We start from the raw sequence: 15,677 nt of genomic DNA, 5'->3' as shown, positions 1-15,677 counted from the left end.
GTAGCCCATGCAGCACGGTCCCGCGGTGCGCCGCCGGAAGCTGGGCGCCGAACTGCGTGCATTGCGCACCGGTGCGGGGCTCACCAGTGGTGAGGCGGCCCGGTTGGCAGGATGGCACCAGTCCAAGGTAAGCCGGATAGAGACCGGCGCGAGCGGTGTGAAACCGGCCGATGTGCGGTTACTCCTGGACGTCTACCAGGTCCACGACAGCCAACTGCGCGAGTTGCTGCTGGTGTTGGCGGGGTCCGACGAGAGCGGCGGGCGCCATCACTGGTGGCACGCCTATCGCGGGGTGCTGCCTCCGACGTACCGGGACTTCATCAGTCTGGAGTCGCAGGCGAGCGCGATGCGTACGCTGGAGATCTCCGTCGTCCCCGGCCTGTTGCAGACGCCCGAGTACGCCCGTGCGGTCACCCGGGCCGCGGTGGGCGGCCTCGACGAGGAGGCGGACGACCGGCTGGACGCGCTGGTCGAGGTGCGGCTGGCCCGGCAGGACGTGTTACGGGCGGACCCGCCGCTGGAGTTGAGCGCGGTACTCGACGAAGGGGTGCTGCGCCGCGAGGTCGGCGGACCCGGGGTGATGGCCCGGCAGTTGACACGGCTCATCGAGGCGGCCCGGCTCCCTCAGGTCAGACTTCAGGTGTTGCCCTTCGCCGCGGGAGCGCACATCGGCATCACCGGTCCTTTCGTTATCTTCTCCTTTTCGCGCACTTCTGATCTGGACGTGGTTGTTCTCGACCACTTGACGAGTAGCCTCTACCTGGAGCGGAAAGAAGACCTCCGGGCCTACACCGAGGCCTTCAACACCCTTCAGATCCACGCCCTTTCACCCGAGGACTCGTTGGATTACATCGCCGGGATAGGTGACGGCGCGTAAGGAGGCACCATGTCTGCACTGCCTCGGAACGTACCTGCCAGTACCGATCTGCTCGACGTGCGGTGGCTGCGCAGCAGTTACAGCACCGGAGCGAACAACTGTGTCGAGACCGCTCGGCCAGGAGCCGGCCTGCGGGCCGGGCTCGTCGCCGTACGCGACTCCAAGGACCCGTCCGGACCCGCGCTGCTCTTCTCCCCCGGGAGCTGGGCGGAGTTCACGGCCGCGTTCTGATCAGTTCCGATCCTGTCCGAACACGGCCGTGTCACGCCGACTCATGGTCGTGTCTCACCGATCACACGTACAGCGCGTTCGATCTGCGCCCCGGAGAGGTCCGCGCGGGCGGTCAGCCGCAGCCGCGAGATGCCGTCGGGCACGGAAGGAGGACGGAAACAGCCCACGGACAGGCCTGCCGCACGGCAGTCGGCCGCCCACTGCACGGCCCCCTCCGGGGACGGCGCACGCACGGAGACCACCGCGGCGTCGGGACGTACCGCCTCGTGCCCCGCGGCGGTCAGCCGTGCGTGCAGTTCTGCGGCCACCTCGCGCGCCCGGGCCGCCCGCTCCGGCTCGCGACGCAGCAGGCGCAGCGCCGACAGGGCCGCTCCCGCTGCCGCGGGGGCCAGCCCCGTGTCGAAGATGAACGTCCGTGCCGCGTTGACCAGGTGGTCGATCACCCGGGCGGGGCCGAGGACGGCGCCGCCCTGGCTGCCCAGCGACTTGGACAGCGTGACCGTCACGACGACGTCGTCGGCGCCCGCGAGCCCCGCCGCGTACGGAGCGCCGCGGCCACCGTCGCCGAGCACCCCGAGGCCGTGGGCGTCGTCGACCACCAGACCGGCGCCGTGCTCCCGGCCCGCCGCGGCGAGCGCGGCCAGCGGGGCGGCGTCGCCGTCGACGGAGAACACCGTGTCGGACACCACGACGGCCGGACCGTCATGCGTCTGGAGCGCCTTGCGCACCGCCTCCGGATCGGCGTGCCCGACGACCTGGGTGGTGCCGCGGGCCAGCCGGCAGCCGTCGATCAGAGAGGCGTGGTTTCCGGCGTCGGAGACGATCAGCGAGCCGTGCGGTGCGAGCGCGGTGACCGCGGCGAGGTTGGCCGCGTAACCGGAGGAGAAGACGAGGGCCGCTTGAAAGCCGCTGAATTCGGCCAGTTCCCGTTCCAGCTCGGTGTGCAGCTCGGTGGTTCCGGTGACGAGCCGGGAGCCGGTGGCGCCCGCGCCCCAGGTCCGCGCGGCCCGCGCGGCGCCCTCCGCCACCTCGGGGTGGTGGGCCAGCCCCAGGTAGTCGTTGCTCGCGAGGTCCAGGAGCGGTGAGGCGGCGGGGCGCGGTCGCAGGGTCCGTACGAGTCCGGCGCGGCGGCGCAGCCGCGCCTGCTCGTCGATCCAGCCGAACGCCATGGGTCCTCCGGAGGTTTTGTAGGCAGCGAACAGACACTAGTGGGACGAGCAGCCGCCCACTGTGTGGCAATACCCACACAGTGAATGGCGGCTGTTGTGCGAACTCTCCTTGGCCGGAGACGGCTCCTTAGGACAGGATCAGCTCTCATGGACCTGCTGAACACGCTGGTGGACAAGGGGCTTCGGCGCGAGCTGCCGACCCGCGACGAGGCGCTCGCCGTCCTCGCCACCTCCGACGACGACCTGCTCGACGTGGTGGCCGCGGCCGGAAAGGTGCGCCGGCACTGGTTCGGCCGACGGGTGAAACTGAACTACCTCGTCAACCTCAAGTCCGGCTTGTGCCCCGAGGACTGCTCCTACTGCTCGCAGCGGCTCGGCTCCGAGGCCGGAATCCTGAAGTACACGTGGCTGAAGCCCGACGAGGCCTCCAAGGCCGCCGCGGCCGGGCTCGCGGGCGGCGCGAAGCGGGTCTGCCTGGTGGCGAGCGGTCGTGGCCCGACGGACCGGGACGTGGACCGGGTCGCGGGCACCATCAAGGCGATCAAGGACCAGAACGAGAACGTCGAGGTCTGTGCCTGTCTCGGGCTGCTCTCCGACGGCCAGGCCGAGCGGCTGCGCGAGGCGGGCGCGGACGCCTACAACCACAACCTCAACACCTCCGAGGCGACGTACGGCGACATCACGACGACGCACACCTACGCCGACCGCGTCGACACCGTGCAGAAGGCGCACGCGGCGGGTCTGTCGGCCTGCTCGGGCCTGATCGCGGGCATGGGCGAGTCGGACGAGGACCTGGTCGACGTCGTCTTCTCGCTGCGCGAGCTGGACCCGGACTCGGTTCCGGTCAACTTCCTGATCCCCTTCGAGGGCACCCCGCTGGCCAAGGAGTGGAACCTCACCCCGCAGCGCTGTCTGCGCATCCTGGCGATGGTCCGGTTCGTCTGCCCGGACGTCGAGGTCCGCATCGCCGGCGGCCGTGAGGTCCATCTGCGCACGATGCAGCCGCTCGCCCTGAACCTCGCCAACTCGATCTTCCTCGGCGACTACCTGACCTCCGAGGGCCAGGCGGGCAAGGCCGACCTGGAGATGATCGCGGACGCCGGGTTCGAGGTGGAGGGTGCGGGCGAGGTCACGCTGCCGCAGCACCGGGCGGACGTGGCGGCTGCGGCCGGGGGCGGCTGCGGATCGCACGAGGGCGCGGGCGGTTGCGGATCGCACGAGGCCGCGGGCGGGTGTGGGTCGCACGAGAGCGCCGGGTGCGGTTCGGTGTGCGGAACGGCCGCCGCCTCCGCCGTTCCGGAGGCCAACGAGCCCCGTACGGACCTGGTCGCCGTACGCCGTCGAGGTGCTGGAACGGATCTCGCGCCCAATGCCTGAGCTGCCCGTGTCCGAGCTGCTGGAGCTCGACCGGCGGCACGTGTGGCATCCGTACGGGCCGATGCCCGGCCGGGTGGAACCGCTCGTCGTGGAGTCGGCGAGCGGGGTGCGGCTGCGGACGTCCGCCGGTGAGCTGGTCGACGGCATGTCCTCCTGGTGGTCGGCCATCCACGGCTACAACCACCCGGTGCTCAACGAGGCCGCGGGCGAGCAGCTGGGCCGGATGAGTCATGTGATGTTCGGCGGACTCACCCACGAGCCCGCCGTACGCCTCGCGAAGCACCTTGTCGACATGTCGCCCGACGGCCTGGAGCATGTGTTCCTGGCCGACTCCGGGTCGGTGTCGGTCGAGGTCGCGGTCAAGATGTGCCTGCAGTACTGGCGCTCGCTGGGGCGCGGCGGCAAGCAGCGGCTGCTGACCTGGCGGGGCGGCTACCACGGGGACACCTGGCAGCCGATGTCGGTGTGCGACCCCGAGGGCGGGATGCACGACCTGTGGACGGGGGTGCTGCCGCGCCAGGTGTTCGCGGACGCGCCGCCGACGGAGTACGAGGAGTCGTACGCCGACCATCTGCGCGCGCTGATCGAGCGGCACGCCGACGAACTGGCCGCGGTGATCGTGGAGCCGGTGGTGCAGGGCGCGGGCGGGATGCGGTTCCACTCCCCCGCGTATCTGCGGGTGCTGCGCGAGGCGTGCGACGCGCACGACGTGCTGCTGGTGTTCGACGAGATCGCCACCGGCTTCGGGCGGACCGGCGCCCTGTTCGCGGCGGAGCACGCGGCGGTGACGCCGGACGTGATGTGCGTGGGCAAGGCGCTGACCGGCGGCTACCTGACGCTGGCGGCCACCTTGTGCACGGCACGCGTGGCCGACGGGATCTCGCGGGGCGAGGTGCCGGTGCTGGCGCACGGCCCGACGTTCATGGGCAACCCGCTCGCCGCGGCCGTGGCCTGCGCGTCGATCGAGCTGCTGCTCGGCCAGGACTGGCAGGCCGAGGTCAAGCGGATCGAGGCGGGCCTGGAGGACGGCCTGGCTCCCGCGCGCGAGCTCCCGGGCGTGCGTGACGTCCGTGTCCTCGGCGCGATCGGCGTGGTCCAGATCGACCACGACGTGGACATGAAGGCGGCCACGGAGGCTGCCGTGCGCGAGGGCGTGTGGCTGCGGCCGTTCCGCGACCTCGTCTACACGATGCCGCCGTACGTCACGGCCGACGCGGACGTGGCCCGGATCGCGCGGGCCGTGTGCGCGGCGGCGAGGGAGGGTTGAGATGCCGGTACTGGTGATCACGGGCACGGGCACGGAGGTCGGCAAGACGATCACGACCGCCGCGGTGGCCGCCACCGCGGTGGCCGCGGGCCGTTCGGTGGCCGTGCTCAAGGCGGCCCAGACGGGCGTCCGGCCGGACGAGCCGGGCGACGCGCAGGAGGTGGCCCGGCTCGCGGGTCCGGTCACGACGGCCGAACTCGCCCGCTATCCCGACCCGTTGGCCCCGGCGACCGCCGCCCGCCGGGCGGGCCGTGCCCCGGTGCGCCCGCAGCAGATCGCGGAGGCGGCCGCCAAGCTGGCCGCCGAGCACGACCTGGTGCTGGTGGAGGGCGCGGGCGGGCTGCTCGTACGGTTCGACGAGGCGGGCGGCACCCTGGCCGACGCGGCGCAACTCCTCGCGGCGCCCGTGCTGGTGGTGGCGCCGGCCGGACTGGGCACGCTGAACACGACCGACCTGACGGCCCGTGAACTCCGCTCGCGGGAGCTGGAGTTGCTGGGTGTCGTGATCGGCAGCTGGCCGGACACGCCGGACCTGGCCTCGCGGTGCAACCTCACGGACCTGCCGGACGTGGCGCGGGCGCCGCTGCTCGGTGCGGTGCCCGCGGGCGCGGGAGCGCTGGCGCCCGCGGACTTCCGTGCGGCGGCGCCCGGTTGGCTGGCGTCGCGGCTGGACGGGGTTTGGGACGCGGAGGCGTTCCGGGGGCGCGAAGGCACCTGAACCGGCCGGCCGGCGCAGCCGCGCACCGCTGCCTCCGCGCTCGGGTCCGTGCAACGCGTACGCGCCTCGTCACCTCCCCTCCCCCTCCAGCTCCGGCAGCAGCCGTACCAGCTCGATCCGGGAGCGGATGCCCAACCGGTTGAAGACGCCCCGCAGATGGTGGTCGATCGTGCGGGGACTGAGGGCCAGCCTGGTGGCGATCTCCCGGTTGGTGGCGCCCTCGGCGGCCATCCGGGCGACCATCGACTGCTGGGCCGTGAGGCGGCTGGCGGGGTCGTCCGGGGCGGTGGCGGCGGGCGTCGCGGGAGTGCCCAGGGCGCGGAGTTCCGCCCGGGCCTGGGCCGCGCAGTGCGGGGCGCCGAAGTGCTCGAACGCTTCCAGGGCGCTGTGCAGGCGGTCGCGGGCCTCGGTGCGCCGGCGCAGACGGCGCAGCGCGCTGCCGAACAGCAGCTCCGTGCGGGCGCGTTCGAAGTCGCGGGTGCCTCGGGCGTGCAGGTCGAGCGCGGTGCGGTAGTGGTCCACCGCTTCGGCTCCGGGGGCCAGCAGGGCCCGGCAGCGGGCGCTCAGCGCCAGGTCGTCGGGGCTGCGTACCGCGCTCGCCCAGCGGTGGTAGTCGGCGTGCGCGGCGCGGGCGACCCGGGTGTCGTCGGTGCGGACGGCGGCCTCCACGTAGTGCGGGGTGGCCAGGTGCCGGATGGCCCGGTGGCCGTGGCCGGGGCCGAAGCCGGCGAGGGCACGCAGCCGGGCCGCCGCGGCGGCGAACCGTCCGCTGCTGAGGTCGAGACAGGCGAGCGCCCACTGGGCGAGTGCCGCGGGCAGCCCCAGGCCGCGGCCCAGCGCGTACGAGCGGGCCGTCGCCGCGCGTTCCCGGCAGACGTCGGCGTCGCCCGTGAGCGCGGCGAACATCGCCAGCGCTGCCTGGAGATGGCAGGCGCCGTTGTCCTGGCCGGTGACGTAGGCCTGCCAGAGCGCGTCCGCGGCGGCCGCCTCCCCGGCGCGGGGGCGCCCGCTCCAGAAGTCGGCGTAGGCGCGGAACTCCATCGCCTGCACCACGTTGACGGTCGCACCGCGCACACGCGCGGAGGCGGCCGCGCGGACGGTCGCCGCGGTGGCCCGGGTGTGGTCGCCGAGCAGGAGGGCGGCGATGCCGGCGTGGATCAGGAGAGTGGGGTCTCCGCCAGGGCCGCAGCGGCCCGCCGTGGCGCCGAGCAGGTCACGCGCGTCCTCGTACCGCCCCTCGGAGGCCGCCGCGAGCCCGCCGAGTGTCCCCGGCACCTCGATCCCGAGCCTGCGCGCCACCCGATCCGCCTCCCGAAACCGCCGCAGGTCACCGGTGTAGATGGCGGCTTCTGTGGCGCGGGCGAGGAGGTGACGCGCGGAGGCGGGGACGTCGAGGGGGGCGTGGGTGGGGACGTCGAAGGGGGTGCGGGTGGGGCGAGGAGGGGCGGTGGTGTGGGTGAGGCGAGGAGGGGCGGTGGTGTGGGTGGGGCGAGGAGGGGCGGTGGCTTGGGCGGGACGCGCAGAGGCGGTGGCGTCCGGGGGGTGGGACGCGACAGGAACGTCGGCGGGACGGGACGCGACGCCGGCCTCGGCACAGCGAGACGCCACCGGGGCACCGGCGGAGCGGGACGCCTCGGCGGTGTCCGCGGGGGCGGACGTGGCGTCGGTCGCGGTGGGGCGGGGCGTGCTCGGTGTCGTGGTGGTGCCGCGGCCGAAACCGGCGCAGTTCGCCTCCCCTCCGTACGGCCCTGCCGGGACGCCGTATGCCTCGCCCGTGGACGCGGCACCGGACGCCTCCGCGCCACGGCCCTCCTCGCCCGCTTCCCGCACCGTAGCCGTCAGCAACGCGTCGAACGCCTCCGCCGCGTTCCCCGCCCGCAGGGCGAGTACGCCGGTCAGCGCGGTGTCCTCGGTGCGCGCGGTGAGGGCCCGCGCCCGGTCACCGGCGCCCGACTGCCAGGCGTAGGCGGCGGCACGTGTCACCAGACGGGCCTGCTCGGCCCGGTCGGGGCACAGCACGGCCGCACGCTCGGCGAGGGCAGCCGCCAGCACGAGGCGGCCCTCGTCGCGGGCCCTGGTCGCGGCCGTGGCGAGTTCCGCCGCCAGCCGGGCGCTCGGGCCGAGGGCGCCCGCGCCCCGGTGCCAGGAGCGCAGCGGCGTCTCGTCCTCCGTGCGCAGGACGCGGGCCAGCAGTCGGTGGACGTCGCGCCGGTCCCCCGGGGAGCCGGTCTCGTACGCGGCGATCCTCGTCCAGGCGTCGCGGAAGACGACCCCGTCGGCGCTCGCGTGGGCGAGCCCGGCCGCCTCGGCGGCTTCCAGGGGGCGGGTGTCGAGGCGGGCGGCGGCGACCGCGCGCGGGAAAGCGTGGGTGGCGACCGGGTACTGGTCGGCCGCGGCGAGGAGCAGCAGGAGGCGGGTGTCGTCGGGCAGGGGACGGATCTCCGCGCGATGGGCACGCAGCAGCGCCGGCGCCAGTTCGGCCGGGTCGGCGGGCAGCGGGTCGAGGCCGGTGGAGCGGCGGTCGCCGAGCCGGCGTACCGCTTCGGCCGCGGCGCGCGGATCGCCGTGGACGGCGTGCAGAAGCCGTACCCGGACGCCCTCGGGCAGGGCGGGGACCAGGTCCTGCCACGCGTCCGTGACGGGCGGTGGCGAAGTGGGGGAAAGGGACGGGGGATTCACCGGAGTCACCACGCCATCGACGTTACTGGCGAGTTAATTGACACGTAAAGACCGGCGATTTCACCGATGCGGCGCGCGTAGACCCGGCCGCACCCTCCTGACAACCCCACCCGTATCAGGAGGCCTCATGCAACGCCGCATGCGCCGCATGTCAGCGGCGGTCTCGGCCGTCGCCACCTCGTTCCTTCTGTCGCTCTCCCTCGCCGCCGTCCCCGCTCGGGCCGCGACCCACAATCCGATCGTCTTCGTGCATGGCTTGAGCAGCGACGCCAGTAGTTGGGACGACTGGATCGCCGACTTCAAGGCCGACGGTTACACGTCCGCGGAGCTGTACGCGTTCTCGTACGACTGGTCCAAGTCGAACGTCACCACCGCGAGCCAGCTCTCCAGTTACATCAAGACCGTGCTGTCGCAGACCGGTGCCTCGAAGGTGGACCTGGTCGTGCACTCCATGGGCGCGCTGAACTCCCGCTACTACCTCAAGAACCTCGGCGGGACGTCGTACGTGGACGACTTCGTCTCGGCGGCAGGCGTCAACCACGGCACGACCACCGCCTCCTGGTGCTCCTGGCTGTACACGTCATGTGCCGAGATGTACACGGGCAGTTCGTTCCTGACCTCGCTCAACTCCGGTGACGAGACCCCGGGCAGCGTGTCGTACGCCAGCTACTGGTCGAACTGCGACGACGCGCTCACCCCGGACACCACGGCGATCCTCAGCGGCGCGACCAACGTCGAGGTCGGCTGCATCTCGCACACCGACATGAACAACGACTACGGCGTCTACCAGCAGGTGCGCGACTTCGTCGCGTAGCGCGCGGGCGGGAGGTGCACGGATCGCGTCCCGGGGGACAATCACGGTAGGGCCCGTCCTTTCGGGAGGTCGCCATGCCACTACGGTTCGCCGGCTCGGGCAGGTCGCCGAGAGATCCCGTGCACCATCCGCTGTTCGCCCGCCGCTACGCGCGCGTGAGCGTGCTCGCCGAGACCCGCTGGGGTATGGCCGGGGTGCGTGACCGGCTGCTGGCCGGGCTGTCCGGGCGGGTCATCGAGATCGGCGCGGGCAACGGACTGAATTTCGCGCACTACCCGCGCACGGTGGCGGAGGTCGTGGCGATCGAACCGGAGCGCGGTCTGCGGCAGTTGGCGGTGGAGTCCGCGCTGCGCTCCGGGGTGCCGGTGGACGTGGTGCCGGGCGCGGCGGAGGCACTGCCGGTGAAGAGCGAGGCGTTCGACGCGGCCGTGGTCTCGCTGGTCCTGTGCAGCGTGCGGGACCTGCCGCGGGCTCTCGCCGAGATGCGCCGGGTGCTGCGGCCCGGTGGTGTCGTGCGGTTCTTCGAGCACGGCCGGGGCGGCGGACCGGCGATGCGGTTCACCCAGCGGGCGCTGGACCGGACGCTGTGGCCCCCGCTCTCCGGCGGCTGCCATCTGTCCCGGGAACCGGTGGCCGCGCTGCGCGAGGCCGGGTTCGAACTCGGGCCCTACCGGCAGGTGTTGATGCCGGAGAAGGGGCCGAGGACGCCCGCTTCGTTCTGCGTGCTGGGCACGGCCTGGCGCCCTGCCGAGTGATCACAGGCCCCCGCATCACAAGCCCCCTGTCACCGCTCCCCCACCAGTGGCCCCACGCCGCAGGCCCCACGTCACAGGCCCCACATCACCGGCTCCACTGCCGCAGCTCCTCCGCGATGTCCCGCAGCGACGCCTCCCCGCTCTTCACCAACCGGGCCAGATCACGGACCTGTTCGGGCGAGGTGATGACCTTGAGGCCGCTGGCCACGAGATAGGCATAGGCGACGGAGGAGGCGTACAGCGCGTTCGAGCGCTCCAACGCCGGCACGTGGATCAGGAGTTGGAGCAGGGCGGCGGCACGGGTGTGCGGGCTGTCGTAGACCGGCACGTCGAATATCTCGGCCTCGTGGCGCGCGACGGCCGCGACGAGGGCACCCCAGTCGGTGACCTGGGGGTCCCCCGGGGTCTTCTGTTCGGCGAGCATGAGAAGCCAGGCGAGGTCGATTCGCACGTTGTCGCTCAAGAGGTCAGCGACGTCCCTCGCGCTCGGCGCCGAACTCCTCGGCGAACACGTTCTCGTACTGCTTCATGAAGTCGGCCGCGGCCTCCACGAAGGTCTGACCGACCTCCCCGGCGTCCTGTCTGACCAGCTCCTCGATGTAGCGGTTGACGCTCATGCCGCGGGCCAGGGCGCGTTCGCGGGCCGCGCGGGCGGTGCCCTCGTCCACTCGTACGTTCAGCTGGGTCTTCGCCATACGTCGAAGCTAGCGCCGGACCGCTAGCACCGGCAAGGTGTCCACCGGCGGGTGGAGATTGCCCCTTACACCGGTATCAGGGGCCCGACCTGGGGTGGAGACCGCCCTGCCCTCCAGGGGGATACCGGGTGTGGGCGGGGTCACATTACGCTCGGGCGGGACAAAGGAGTCGGTACGTCCACGCGAGCGAGGAGGCAGTCTTGTCCACACCTGCTGCGGAGCACGCCCCCGGCCACGCCTCGGCCGACGGGATCGCGGCCCGCGCCCGCGGACTGACCAAGGCGTACGGCTCGGGCGAGACCACGGTGCTCGCCCTGGACTCGGTGGACGTGGACATCGCGCGCGGCCGCTTCACCGCGGTCATGGGTCCCTCGGGGTCCGGCAAGTCCACGCTGATGCACTGCCTGGCCGGGCTCGACAACGTGTCCGCCGGTCAGGTGTGGCTCGGCGACACCGAGATCACGGGGTTGAAGGAGCGTGAGCTGACGCGGCTGCGCCGGGACCGGATCGGGTTCATGTTCCAGTCGTTCAACCTGATCCCGACGCTCAACGCGGCCGAGAACATCACGCTGCCCATGGACATCGCGGGCAAGAAGCCCGACGAGAAGTGGCTGGACCAGGTCATCGACACCCTTGGGCTGCGGGACCGGCTCAAGCACCGCCCCGCCCAGCTCTCCGGCGGTCAGCAGCAGCGGGTCGCCTGCGCGCGGGCGCTGGTCTCCCGGCCCGAGCTGATCTTCGCCGACGAACCGACCGGCAACCTGGACTCCCGGGCCGGTCTGGAGGTGCTGTCCTTCCTGCGGGACGCGGTGGACGACCTCGGGCAGACCGTCGTCATGGTCACCCACGACCCCGGCGCCGCCGCCCACTCCGACCTGGTGCTCTTCCTCGGGGACGGACGGATCGTCGACGAGATGGAGCGGCCGACGGCGGAGGCGGTGCTGGAGCGGATGAAGCGGTTCGACGTGATCCGCGGCCCGGTGGAGGGCGACGGCTCCCCCGGCGCCGGGTCCGCCGACGCCTCCTCGGACGTCTCCTCCGGCGCTTCCTCCGACGCCTCCTCCGACGTCTCCCTCGACAAGGACTGACTCCGTGCTCAAGGCGACGCTCCGCAGCTTCCTCGCGCACAAGGGACGGCTCCTGCTGTCCGCGCTGGCCATCGTCCTGTCCGTGGCGTTCGTCGCGGGCAGCCTGATCTTCTCCGACACGGTGACCCGCACCTTCGACCGGCTCTTCGCCTCCACGTCGGCCGATGTGACGGTGGAGCCGAAGGACGACCTCTCCTCCCAGGTGCCGACCGGCGAGGCACGGACCCTGCCCGCCGGACTCGCCCAGCAGGTGGCGAAGGTGACCGGGGTGGCCTCGGCCCACCCGGACGTGAGCGTCGAGAACATCACGGTGGTCGACAGCGACAACGAGTCGGTCGGGCCGACCAGCGGCGCGCCCACCATCGCCTCCGACTGGTTCGTCACCGACCGCAGTCCTCTGAAGCTCACCTCGGGCCATGCCCCGCGCGGTGCGGGCGAGGCGCTGCTGGACGCCGACACCGCCGACAAGAAGCACGTGAAGATCGGTGACACGCTCACCGTGCTGGCCCAGCCGGGCACGTTCAAGGTCCGGATCGTCGGTATCGCCACCTTCACCACCACCAACCCGGGCGCGGCCCTCGTCTTCCTCGACCCGGCCACCGCGGCGACCCAGCTGCTCGGTTCGGCGGACAAGGCCACGAGCATCTCGGTCGACGCGGGCCCGGGGGTGAGCGACCCGCAGCTCAAGAGCCGGATCACCACCACGCTCGACACCGCCGCCTACGACGTGAAGACCGCCGACGAGCAGGCCGAGTCCGCCGCCGAGGATCTCGGCGGGTTCCTCGACGTCATCAAGTACGTGATGCTCGGTTTCGCCGGGATCGCGGTGCTGGTCGGCGTGTTCCTGATCGTCAACACGTTCTCCATGCTGATCGCGCAGCGCACCCGGGAGCTGGGCCTGCTCAGGGCCCTCGGCGCGGACCGCCGGCAGGTGCGCCGGTCGGTGCTGACCGAGGCGATCCTGCTGGGCCTGGTCGGCTCGACGCTGGGCCTGGCGGCGGGCATCGGGCTCGCGGCCGGGCTGATCAAGCTGATGGGTGTCTTCGGGATGAACCTCAAGACCACGGAGATGGTGGTCGGTTGGGGAACTCCGGTGGCGGCGTACGCCGTCGGCGTCGGCGTCACCTTCGTGGCCGCGTACCTGCCCGCGCGGCGGGCGGCGGGCGTCTCGCCCATGGCCGCGCTCGCGGACGCCGAGACCGCGGGCATCGGGAAGCCGCTCAGGGCGCGGGCGGTCGTCGGTTCGGTCGTCGGCGTGCTCGGCGCGGCGGCGCTGGTGGGCTGTGCGACGGCGACGAAGACGGCATCGGCGGCCTCCCTCCTCGGCCTCGGTGTCGTCCTCACCCTCATCGCGACCGTGATCGCGGGCCCGCTGCTGGTCCGCCCGGTGATCCGGGTCCTCGGCGCGGCGTTCCCGGCGCTCTTCGGCTCGATCGGCCGTATGAGCCAGCGCAACGCCCTGCGCAATCCCCGCCGTACGGGCGCCACCGCGGCGGCCCTGATGGTGGGCCTCGCGCTGGTGGGCGGGATGTCCGTGGCGAGCGCCTCGATGTCGAAGTCCTTCGACCAGCAGATCGACAAGACGCTGGGCGCCGACTTCGTCGTCCAGAACAGCAACTTCGTGCCGTTCTCGCAGACCGTCACCGACGCCGTGCGCGACACCGAGGGCGTCGGTCTCGTCGTCCGGCAGCGGTTCGCGCCGCTCGCGGTGCGGCTGCCGGACGGCAAGCGCGTCGAGACGACCGCCGCGGGCTACGACGACCAGGTGGACGACGTCGCGCACGTCACGTACGCGCAGGGCGACTCCGCGGCGGCGCTGGCGCCCGGCAGCCTGGGGATGGACGTCGACTTCGCCAAGGACCACGACGTGCGGATCGGCAGCATGCTCCCGGTCGAGTTCCCCGGCGGGCAGCGCACCGAGATGAAGGTCGCCGCCTTCACCGACCAGGAGGGTTCCGACGGGTTCGGCATGCAGGGCGGCCTGTTCTTCGGCATCGCCACGGTCGAGAAGTACGTGCCGGGCGGCCAGGACTCCGCGCTGTACGTGAACGCGAGCTCCGGTACCGGAGCCGACCAGCTGCGGTCCCGGCTGGACAAGTCCCTCGACCCGTACCCGCAGGTCCAGGTCCGTGACCTGGCCGACTACAAGGACCTGGTCCACGACCAGATCGCCGTCCTGCTCTACCTCGTGTACGCGCTGCTCGGCCTGGCGATCGTCATCGCGGTGCTCGGGGTGGTCAACACCCTCGCCCTGTCGGTGGTGGAGCGCACCCGGGAGATCGGTCTGCTGCGCGCGATCGGGCTCGCCCGCCGGCAACTGCGCCGGATGATCCGCCTGGAGTCGGTGGTGATCGCCGTCTTCGGCGCGGTCCTGGGGCTGGCACTGGGCCTGGTGTGGGGGGTGTGCACGCAGCAGGTGCTGGCGTTGCAGGGCATGAACGCGCTCGCGGTCCCGTGGTCGACGATCGTCGCGGTCGTGGTCGGCTCGGCGGTCGTGGGCATCGTGGCGGCCCTGCTGCCCGCGTTGCGTGCATCCCGCATGAATGTGCTGGCGGCCATCGCGCACGAGTGATGGAATCGGCGTGATCTCAAGTCGCGTGCCTTCGGGGAGAGTTCATGCCGCGTCCGTTCCGCTTCGGTGCCAGCCTGATCGACCCCGCGCCCGCCGGGGAGTGGCGGGCCAAGAGTCGCCGGGCCGAGGAGATCGGCTACGACGTGATCCTCGTCCCGGACCATCTGGGCATGCCGGCGCCCTTCCCGGCGCTGGTCGCGGCGGCCGCCGCGACGGAACGGCCGCGACTGGGCACGTTCGTGCTCAACGCGGGTTTCTGGAACCCGGCGTTGCTCGCCCGTGAGGTGGCGACGACGGCCGCGCTGACAGAGGGCCGGCTGGAACTGGGCCTGGGCACCGGGTACGTGCAGGCGGAGCACGACCGGGCGGGCCTGCCCTTCGGCTCGCCCCCCGCGCGCGTGGACCATCTGCGGCACCTGGTCGAGGAGTTGGGCCGGCTCCTCGACACCGAGGTGCCGTTGCTGCTCGGCGGGAACGGCGAGCGGATGCTGCGGCTCACCGCCGAGCACGCGGACATCGCCGCGTTCACGGGTGCGTATCTGGTCCCGGGGAACACGGAGGGCAAGCTGGTGCCGACCACGCTCCAGGAGTTCGACGCGCGGTTCGCCCGGTACCGGGAGCTGGCGGCCGGACGCGCGGAAGCGGCGGAACTGAACCTGCTCATCCAGATGGTGGTCGTCACCGACGATCCGGAGGCGGCCGTACGCCCCCTCGTGGACCGGGTTCCGGGCCTCACCGTGGAACGGGCGCTGGAGCTGCCCATCCTGCTGGTCGGCAGCCAGGCGGAGATCACCGCGAAGGTGCTCGCTCTGCGTGCGAAGTACGGTTTCAGCTATCTGACGGTGCTGGAGCCGCACATGGAGGCGTTCGCTCCGGTCGTCGCGGAGCTGGGCGGCACGTGACCGCCCGCCGTCCGGATGCTGGAATTCCGGGTCCGGGCGCGGGGTGCGTGATGGGATCGCCGTATGACTGATCCGCACATCAGGGCCGCCGGGCCCGAGGACCTCGACACCGTGCTCGCCTTCTGGAAGACCGCCGCCGAGGGCACGAGCATCAGCGACGACCGGGACGGCGTCGAGCGGCTCGTCGCCCGGGACCCGGAGGCACTGATCCTGGCTGAGCGGGACGGCGAGCTGGTGGGCACGGTGATCGCGGGCTTCGACGGCTGGCGCTGCCATCTGTACCGGCTCGCGGTGCACCCCGAGCGGCGCCGCCAGGGCATCGGCTCGGCACTGCTGGCCGCCGCGGAGGAGCGGTTCGTCCGGCTCGGCGGGCGCCGCGGGGACGCGATGGTGCTGGTGCGCAACGAGACCGGGCAGGCGGCGTGGCGGGCGGCCGGGTACGCGCCGGAGGAGCAGTGGCGGCGCTGGGTGAAGCACCTCACGGTTTAGGCGGCTTTACTTTTCCTTTGCCAGGGATGGGTCACCCGCCTTCC

The 15,677-nt window shown here is 72.4% G+C and carries 15 protein-coding genes; 11 read left to right on the top strand and 4 right to left on the bottom strand.

What is annotated here, in order from left to right; all coding sequences use genetic code 11:
* Positions 1-7: 7 nt before the first annotated feature.
* Positions 8-877, top strand: a complete 870-nt coding sequence (locus DI272_RS42075) for a helix-turn-helix transcriptional regulator (RefSeq protein ID WP_109500406.1) — start codon at positions 8-10, stop codon at positions 875-877.
* Positions 878-886: 9 nt separating this feature from the next.
* The gene (locus tag DI272_RS42070; RefSeq protein ID WP_109500405.1) at positions 887-1,108 is read left to right on the top strand and encodes a DUF397 domain-containing protein; all 222 of its coding nucleotides are present in this window, start codon (positions 887-889) and stop codon (positions 1,106-1,108) included.
* Between the two features lie 41 nt (positions 1,109-1,149).
* On the opposite strand, the gene DI272_RS42065 is transcribed toward DI272_RS42070, so the two are convergent.
* Positions 1,150-2,277 carry an 8-amino-7-oxononanoate synthase gene (locus tag DI272_RS42065; protein ID WP_109500404.1) on the bottom strand — a complete coding sequence of 376 codons (1,128 nt, stop codon included), beginning with the start codon at positions 2,275-2,277 and terminating at the stop codon, positions 1,150-1,152.
* Between the two features lie 147 nt (positions 2,278-2,424).
* On the opposite strand from DI272_RS42065, the gene bioB reads away from it, so the two are divergent.
* The 3 genes from bioB to bioD are packed head-to-tail and all read left to right on the top strand — an operon-like array spanning position 2,425 to position 5,639.
* A complete protein-coding gene (gene bioB / locus DI272_RS42060) occupies positions 2,425-3,654 on the top strand; it encodes a biotin synthase BioB (protein ID WP_109500403.1) in 1,230 nt (409 codons plus the stop codon).
* Positions 3,647-4,921 (top strand): adenosylmethionine--8-amino-7-oxononanoate transaminase, encoded by a 1,275-nt coding sequence (locus DI272_RS42055; RefSeq protein ID WP_109500402.1) that lies wholly within the window; start codon positions 3,647-3,649, stop codon positions 4,919-4,921. The genes bioB and DI272_RS42055 overlap by 8 nt, the downstream gene beginning before the upstream one ends.
* A gap of 1 nt (position 4,922) precedes the next feature.
* Positions 4,923-5,639, top strand: coding sequence for a dethiobiotin synthase (gene bioD / locus DI272_RS42050; protein WP_109500401.1), 717 nt, complete (start codon positions 4,923-4,925; stop codon positions 5,637-5,639).
* 69 nt (positions 5,640-5,708) lie between these two features.
* Here the strand turns inward: bioD and DI272_RS45795 are convergent, their stop codons facing one another.
* On the bottom strand, positions 5,709-8,330 hold the full coding sequence (locus tag DI272_RS45795) for a LuxR C-terminal-related transcriptional regulator (protein ID WP_258314832.1): 2,622 nt from the start codon (positions 8,328-8,330) through the stop codon (positions 5,709-5,711).
* A gap of 115 nt (positions 8,331-8,445) precedes the next feature.
* On the opposite strand from DI272_RS45795, the gene DI272_RS42040 reads away from it, so the two are divergent.
* Both DI272_RS42040 and DI272_RS42035 read left to right on the top strand, forming a co-directional pair.
* Complete coding sequence (locus DI272_RS42040; protein ID WP_109500400.1) at positions 8,446-9,132, top strand: triacylglycerol lipase; 687 nt, start codon at positions 8,446-8,448, stop codon at positions 9,130-9,132.
* Between the two features lie 74 nt (positions 9,133-9,206).
* Positions 9,207-9,887: a class I SAM-dependent methyltransferase gene (locus tag DI272_RS42035; protein ID WP_109500399.1), complete on the top strand. Its 681-nt coding sequence runs from the start codon at positions 9,207-9,209 to the stop codon at positions 9,885-9,887.
* Positions 9,888-9,972: 85 nt separating this feature from the next.
* On the opposite strand, the gene DI272_RS42030 is transcribed toward DI272_RS42035, so the two are convergent.
* A complete protein-coding gene (locus tag DI272_RS42030) occupies positions 9,973-10,311 on the bottom strand; it encodes a fic family toxin-antitoxin system, toxin component (protein ID WP_109501318.1) in 339 nt (112 codons plus the stop codon).
* A gap of 43 nt (positions 10,312-10,354) precedes the next feature.
* Positions 10,355-10,582 (bottom strand): antitoxin, encoded by a 228-nt coding sequence (locus tag DI272_RS42025; protein ID WP_109500398.1) that lies wholly within the window; start codon positions 10,580-10,582, stop codon positions 10,355-10,357.
* Between the two features lie 200 nt (positions 10,583-10,782).
* Between DI272_RS42025 and DI272_RS42020 the strand changes: the two genes are divergently transcribed.
* The 4 genes from DI272_RS42020 to DI272_RS42005 all read left to right on the top strand — a co-directional run bounded on the left by DI272_RS42020 (position 10,783) and on the right by DI272_RS42005 (position 15,633).
* On the top strand, positions 10,783-11,670 hold the full coding sequence (locus DI272_RS42020; RefSeq protein WP_109500397.1) for an ABC transporter ATP-binding protein: 888 nt from the start codon (positions 10,783-10,785) through the stop codon (positions 11,668-11,670).
* 4 nt (positions 11,671-11,674) lie between these two features.
* Entirely contained in the window at positions 11,675-14,242 is a 2,568-nt protein-coding gene (locus DI272_RS42015) for an ABC transporter permease (RefSeq protein WP_109500396.1), read from the top strand.
* Positions 14,243-14,286: 44 nt separating this feature from the next.
* A complete protein-coding gene (locus tag DI272_RS42010; protein WP_109500395.1) occupies positions 14,287-15,144 on the top strand; it encodes a TIGR03621 family F420-dependent LLM class oxidoreductase in 858 nt (285 codons plus the stop codon).
* A 63-nt stretch (positions 15,145-15,207) separates the two neighbouring features.
* Positions 15,208-15,633: a GNAT family N-acetyltransferase gene (locus DI272_RS42005; protein ID WP_109500394.1), complete on the top strand. Its 426-nt coding sequence runs from the start codon at positions 15,208-15,210 to the stop codon at positions 15,631-15,633.
* The last annotated feature ends 44 nt before the right edge of the window (positions 15,634-15,677 follow it).

This window comes from Streptomyces sp. Act143 (assembly GCF_003143935.1).
In the GTDB taxonomy this organism is placed as follows: Bacteria; Actinomycetota; Actinomycetes; order Streptomycetales; family Streptomycetaceae; genus Streptomyces.
The sequence above is the reverse complement of the archived record's forward strand: the minus strand, read 5'-3'. Positions and strand labels throughout refer to the sequence as shown.

What these genes read in the sequence shown, in the direction of transcription:
- DI272_RS42055 (WP_109500402.1), top strand. Translation starts at nt 3,647, where the DNA reads ATGCCTGAGCTGCCCGTGTCCGAGCTGCTGGAGCTCGACCGGCGGCAC.
- DI272_RS42005 (WP_109500394.1), top strand. Translation starts at nt 15,208, where the DNA reads ATGACTGATCCGCACATCAGGGCCGCCGGGCCCGAGGACCTCGACACC.
- DI272_RS42010 (WP_109500395.1), top strand. Translation starts at nt 14,287, where the DNA reads ATGCCGCGTCCGTTCCGCTTCGGTGCCAGCCTGATCGACCCCGCGCCC.
- DI272_RS42040 (WP_109500400.1), top strand. Translation starts at nt 8,446, where the DNA reads ATGCAACGCCGCATGCGCCGCATGTCAGCGGCGGTCTCGGCCGTCGCC.
- DI272_RS42070 (WP_109500405.1), top strand. Translation starts at nt 887, where the DNA reads ATGTCTGCACTGCCTCGGAACGTACCTGCCAGTACCGATCTGCTCGAC.
- DI272_RS42075 (WP_109500406.1), top strand. Translation starts at nt 8, where the DNA reads ATGCAGCACGGTCCCGCGGTGCGCCGCCGGAAGCTGGGCGCCGAACTG.
- DI272_RS42065 (WP_109500404.1), bottom strand. Translation starts at nt 2,277, where the DNA reads ATGGCGTTCGGCTGGATCGACGAGCAGGCGCGGCTGCGCCGCCGCGCC.
- DI272_RS42030 (WP_109501318.1), bottom strand. Translation starts at nt 10,311, where the DNA reads ATGCTCGCCGAACAGAAGACCCCGGGGGACCCCCAGGTCACCGACTGG.
- DI272_RS42035 (WP_109500399.1), top strand. Translation starts at nt 9,207, where the DNA reads ATGCCACTACGGTTCGCCGGCTCGGGCAGGTCGCCGAGAGATCCCGTG.
- bioB (WP_109500403.1), top strand. Translation starts at nt 2,425, where the DNA reads ATGGACCTGCTGAACACGCTGGTGGACAAGGGGCTTCGGCGCGAGCTG.
- bioD (WP_109500401.1), top strand. Translation starts at nt 4,923, where the DNA reads ATGCCGGTACTGGTGATCACGGGCACGGGCACGGAGGTCGGCAAGACG.
- DI272_RS42025 (WP_109500398.1), bottom strand. Translation starts at nt 10,582, where the DNA reads ATGGCGAAGACCCAGCTGAACGTACGAGTGGACGAGGGCACCGCCCGC.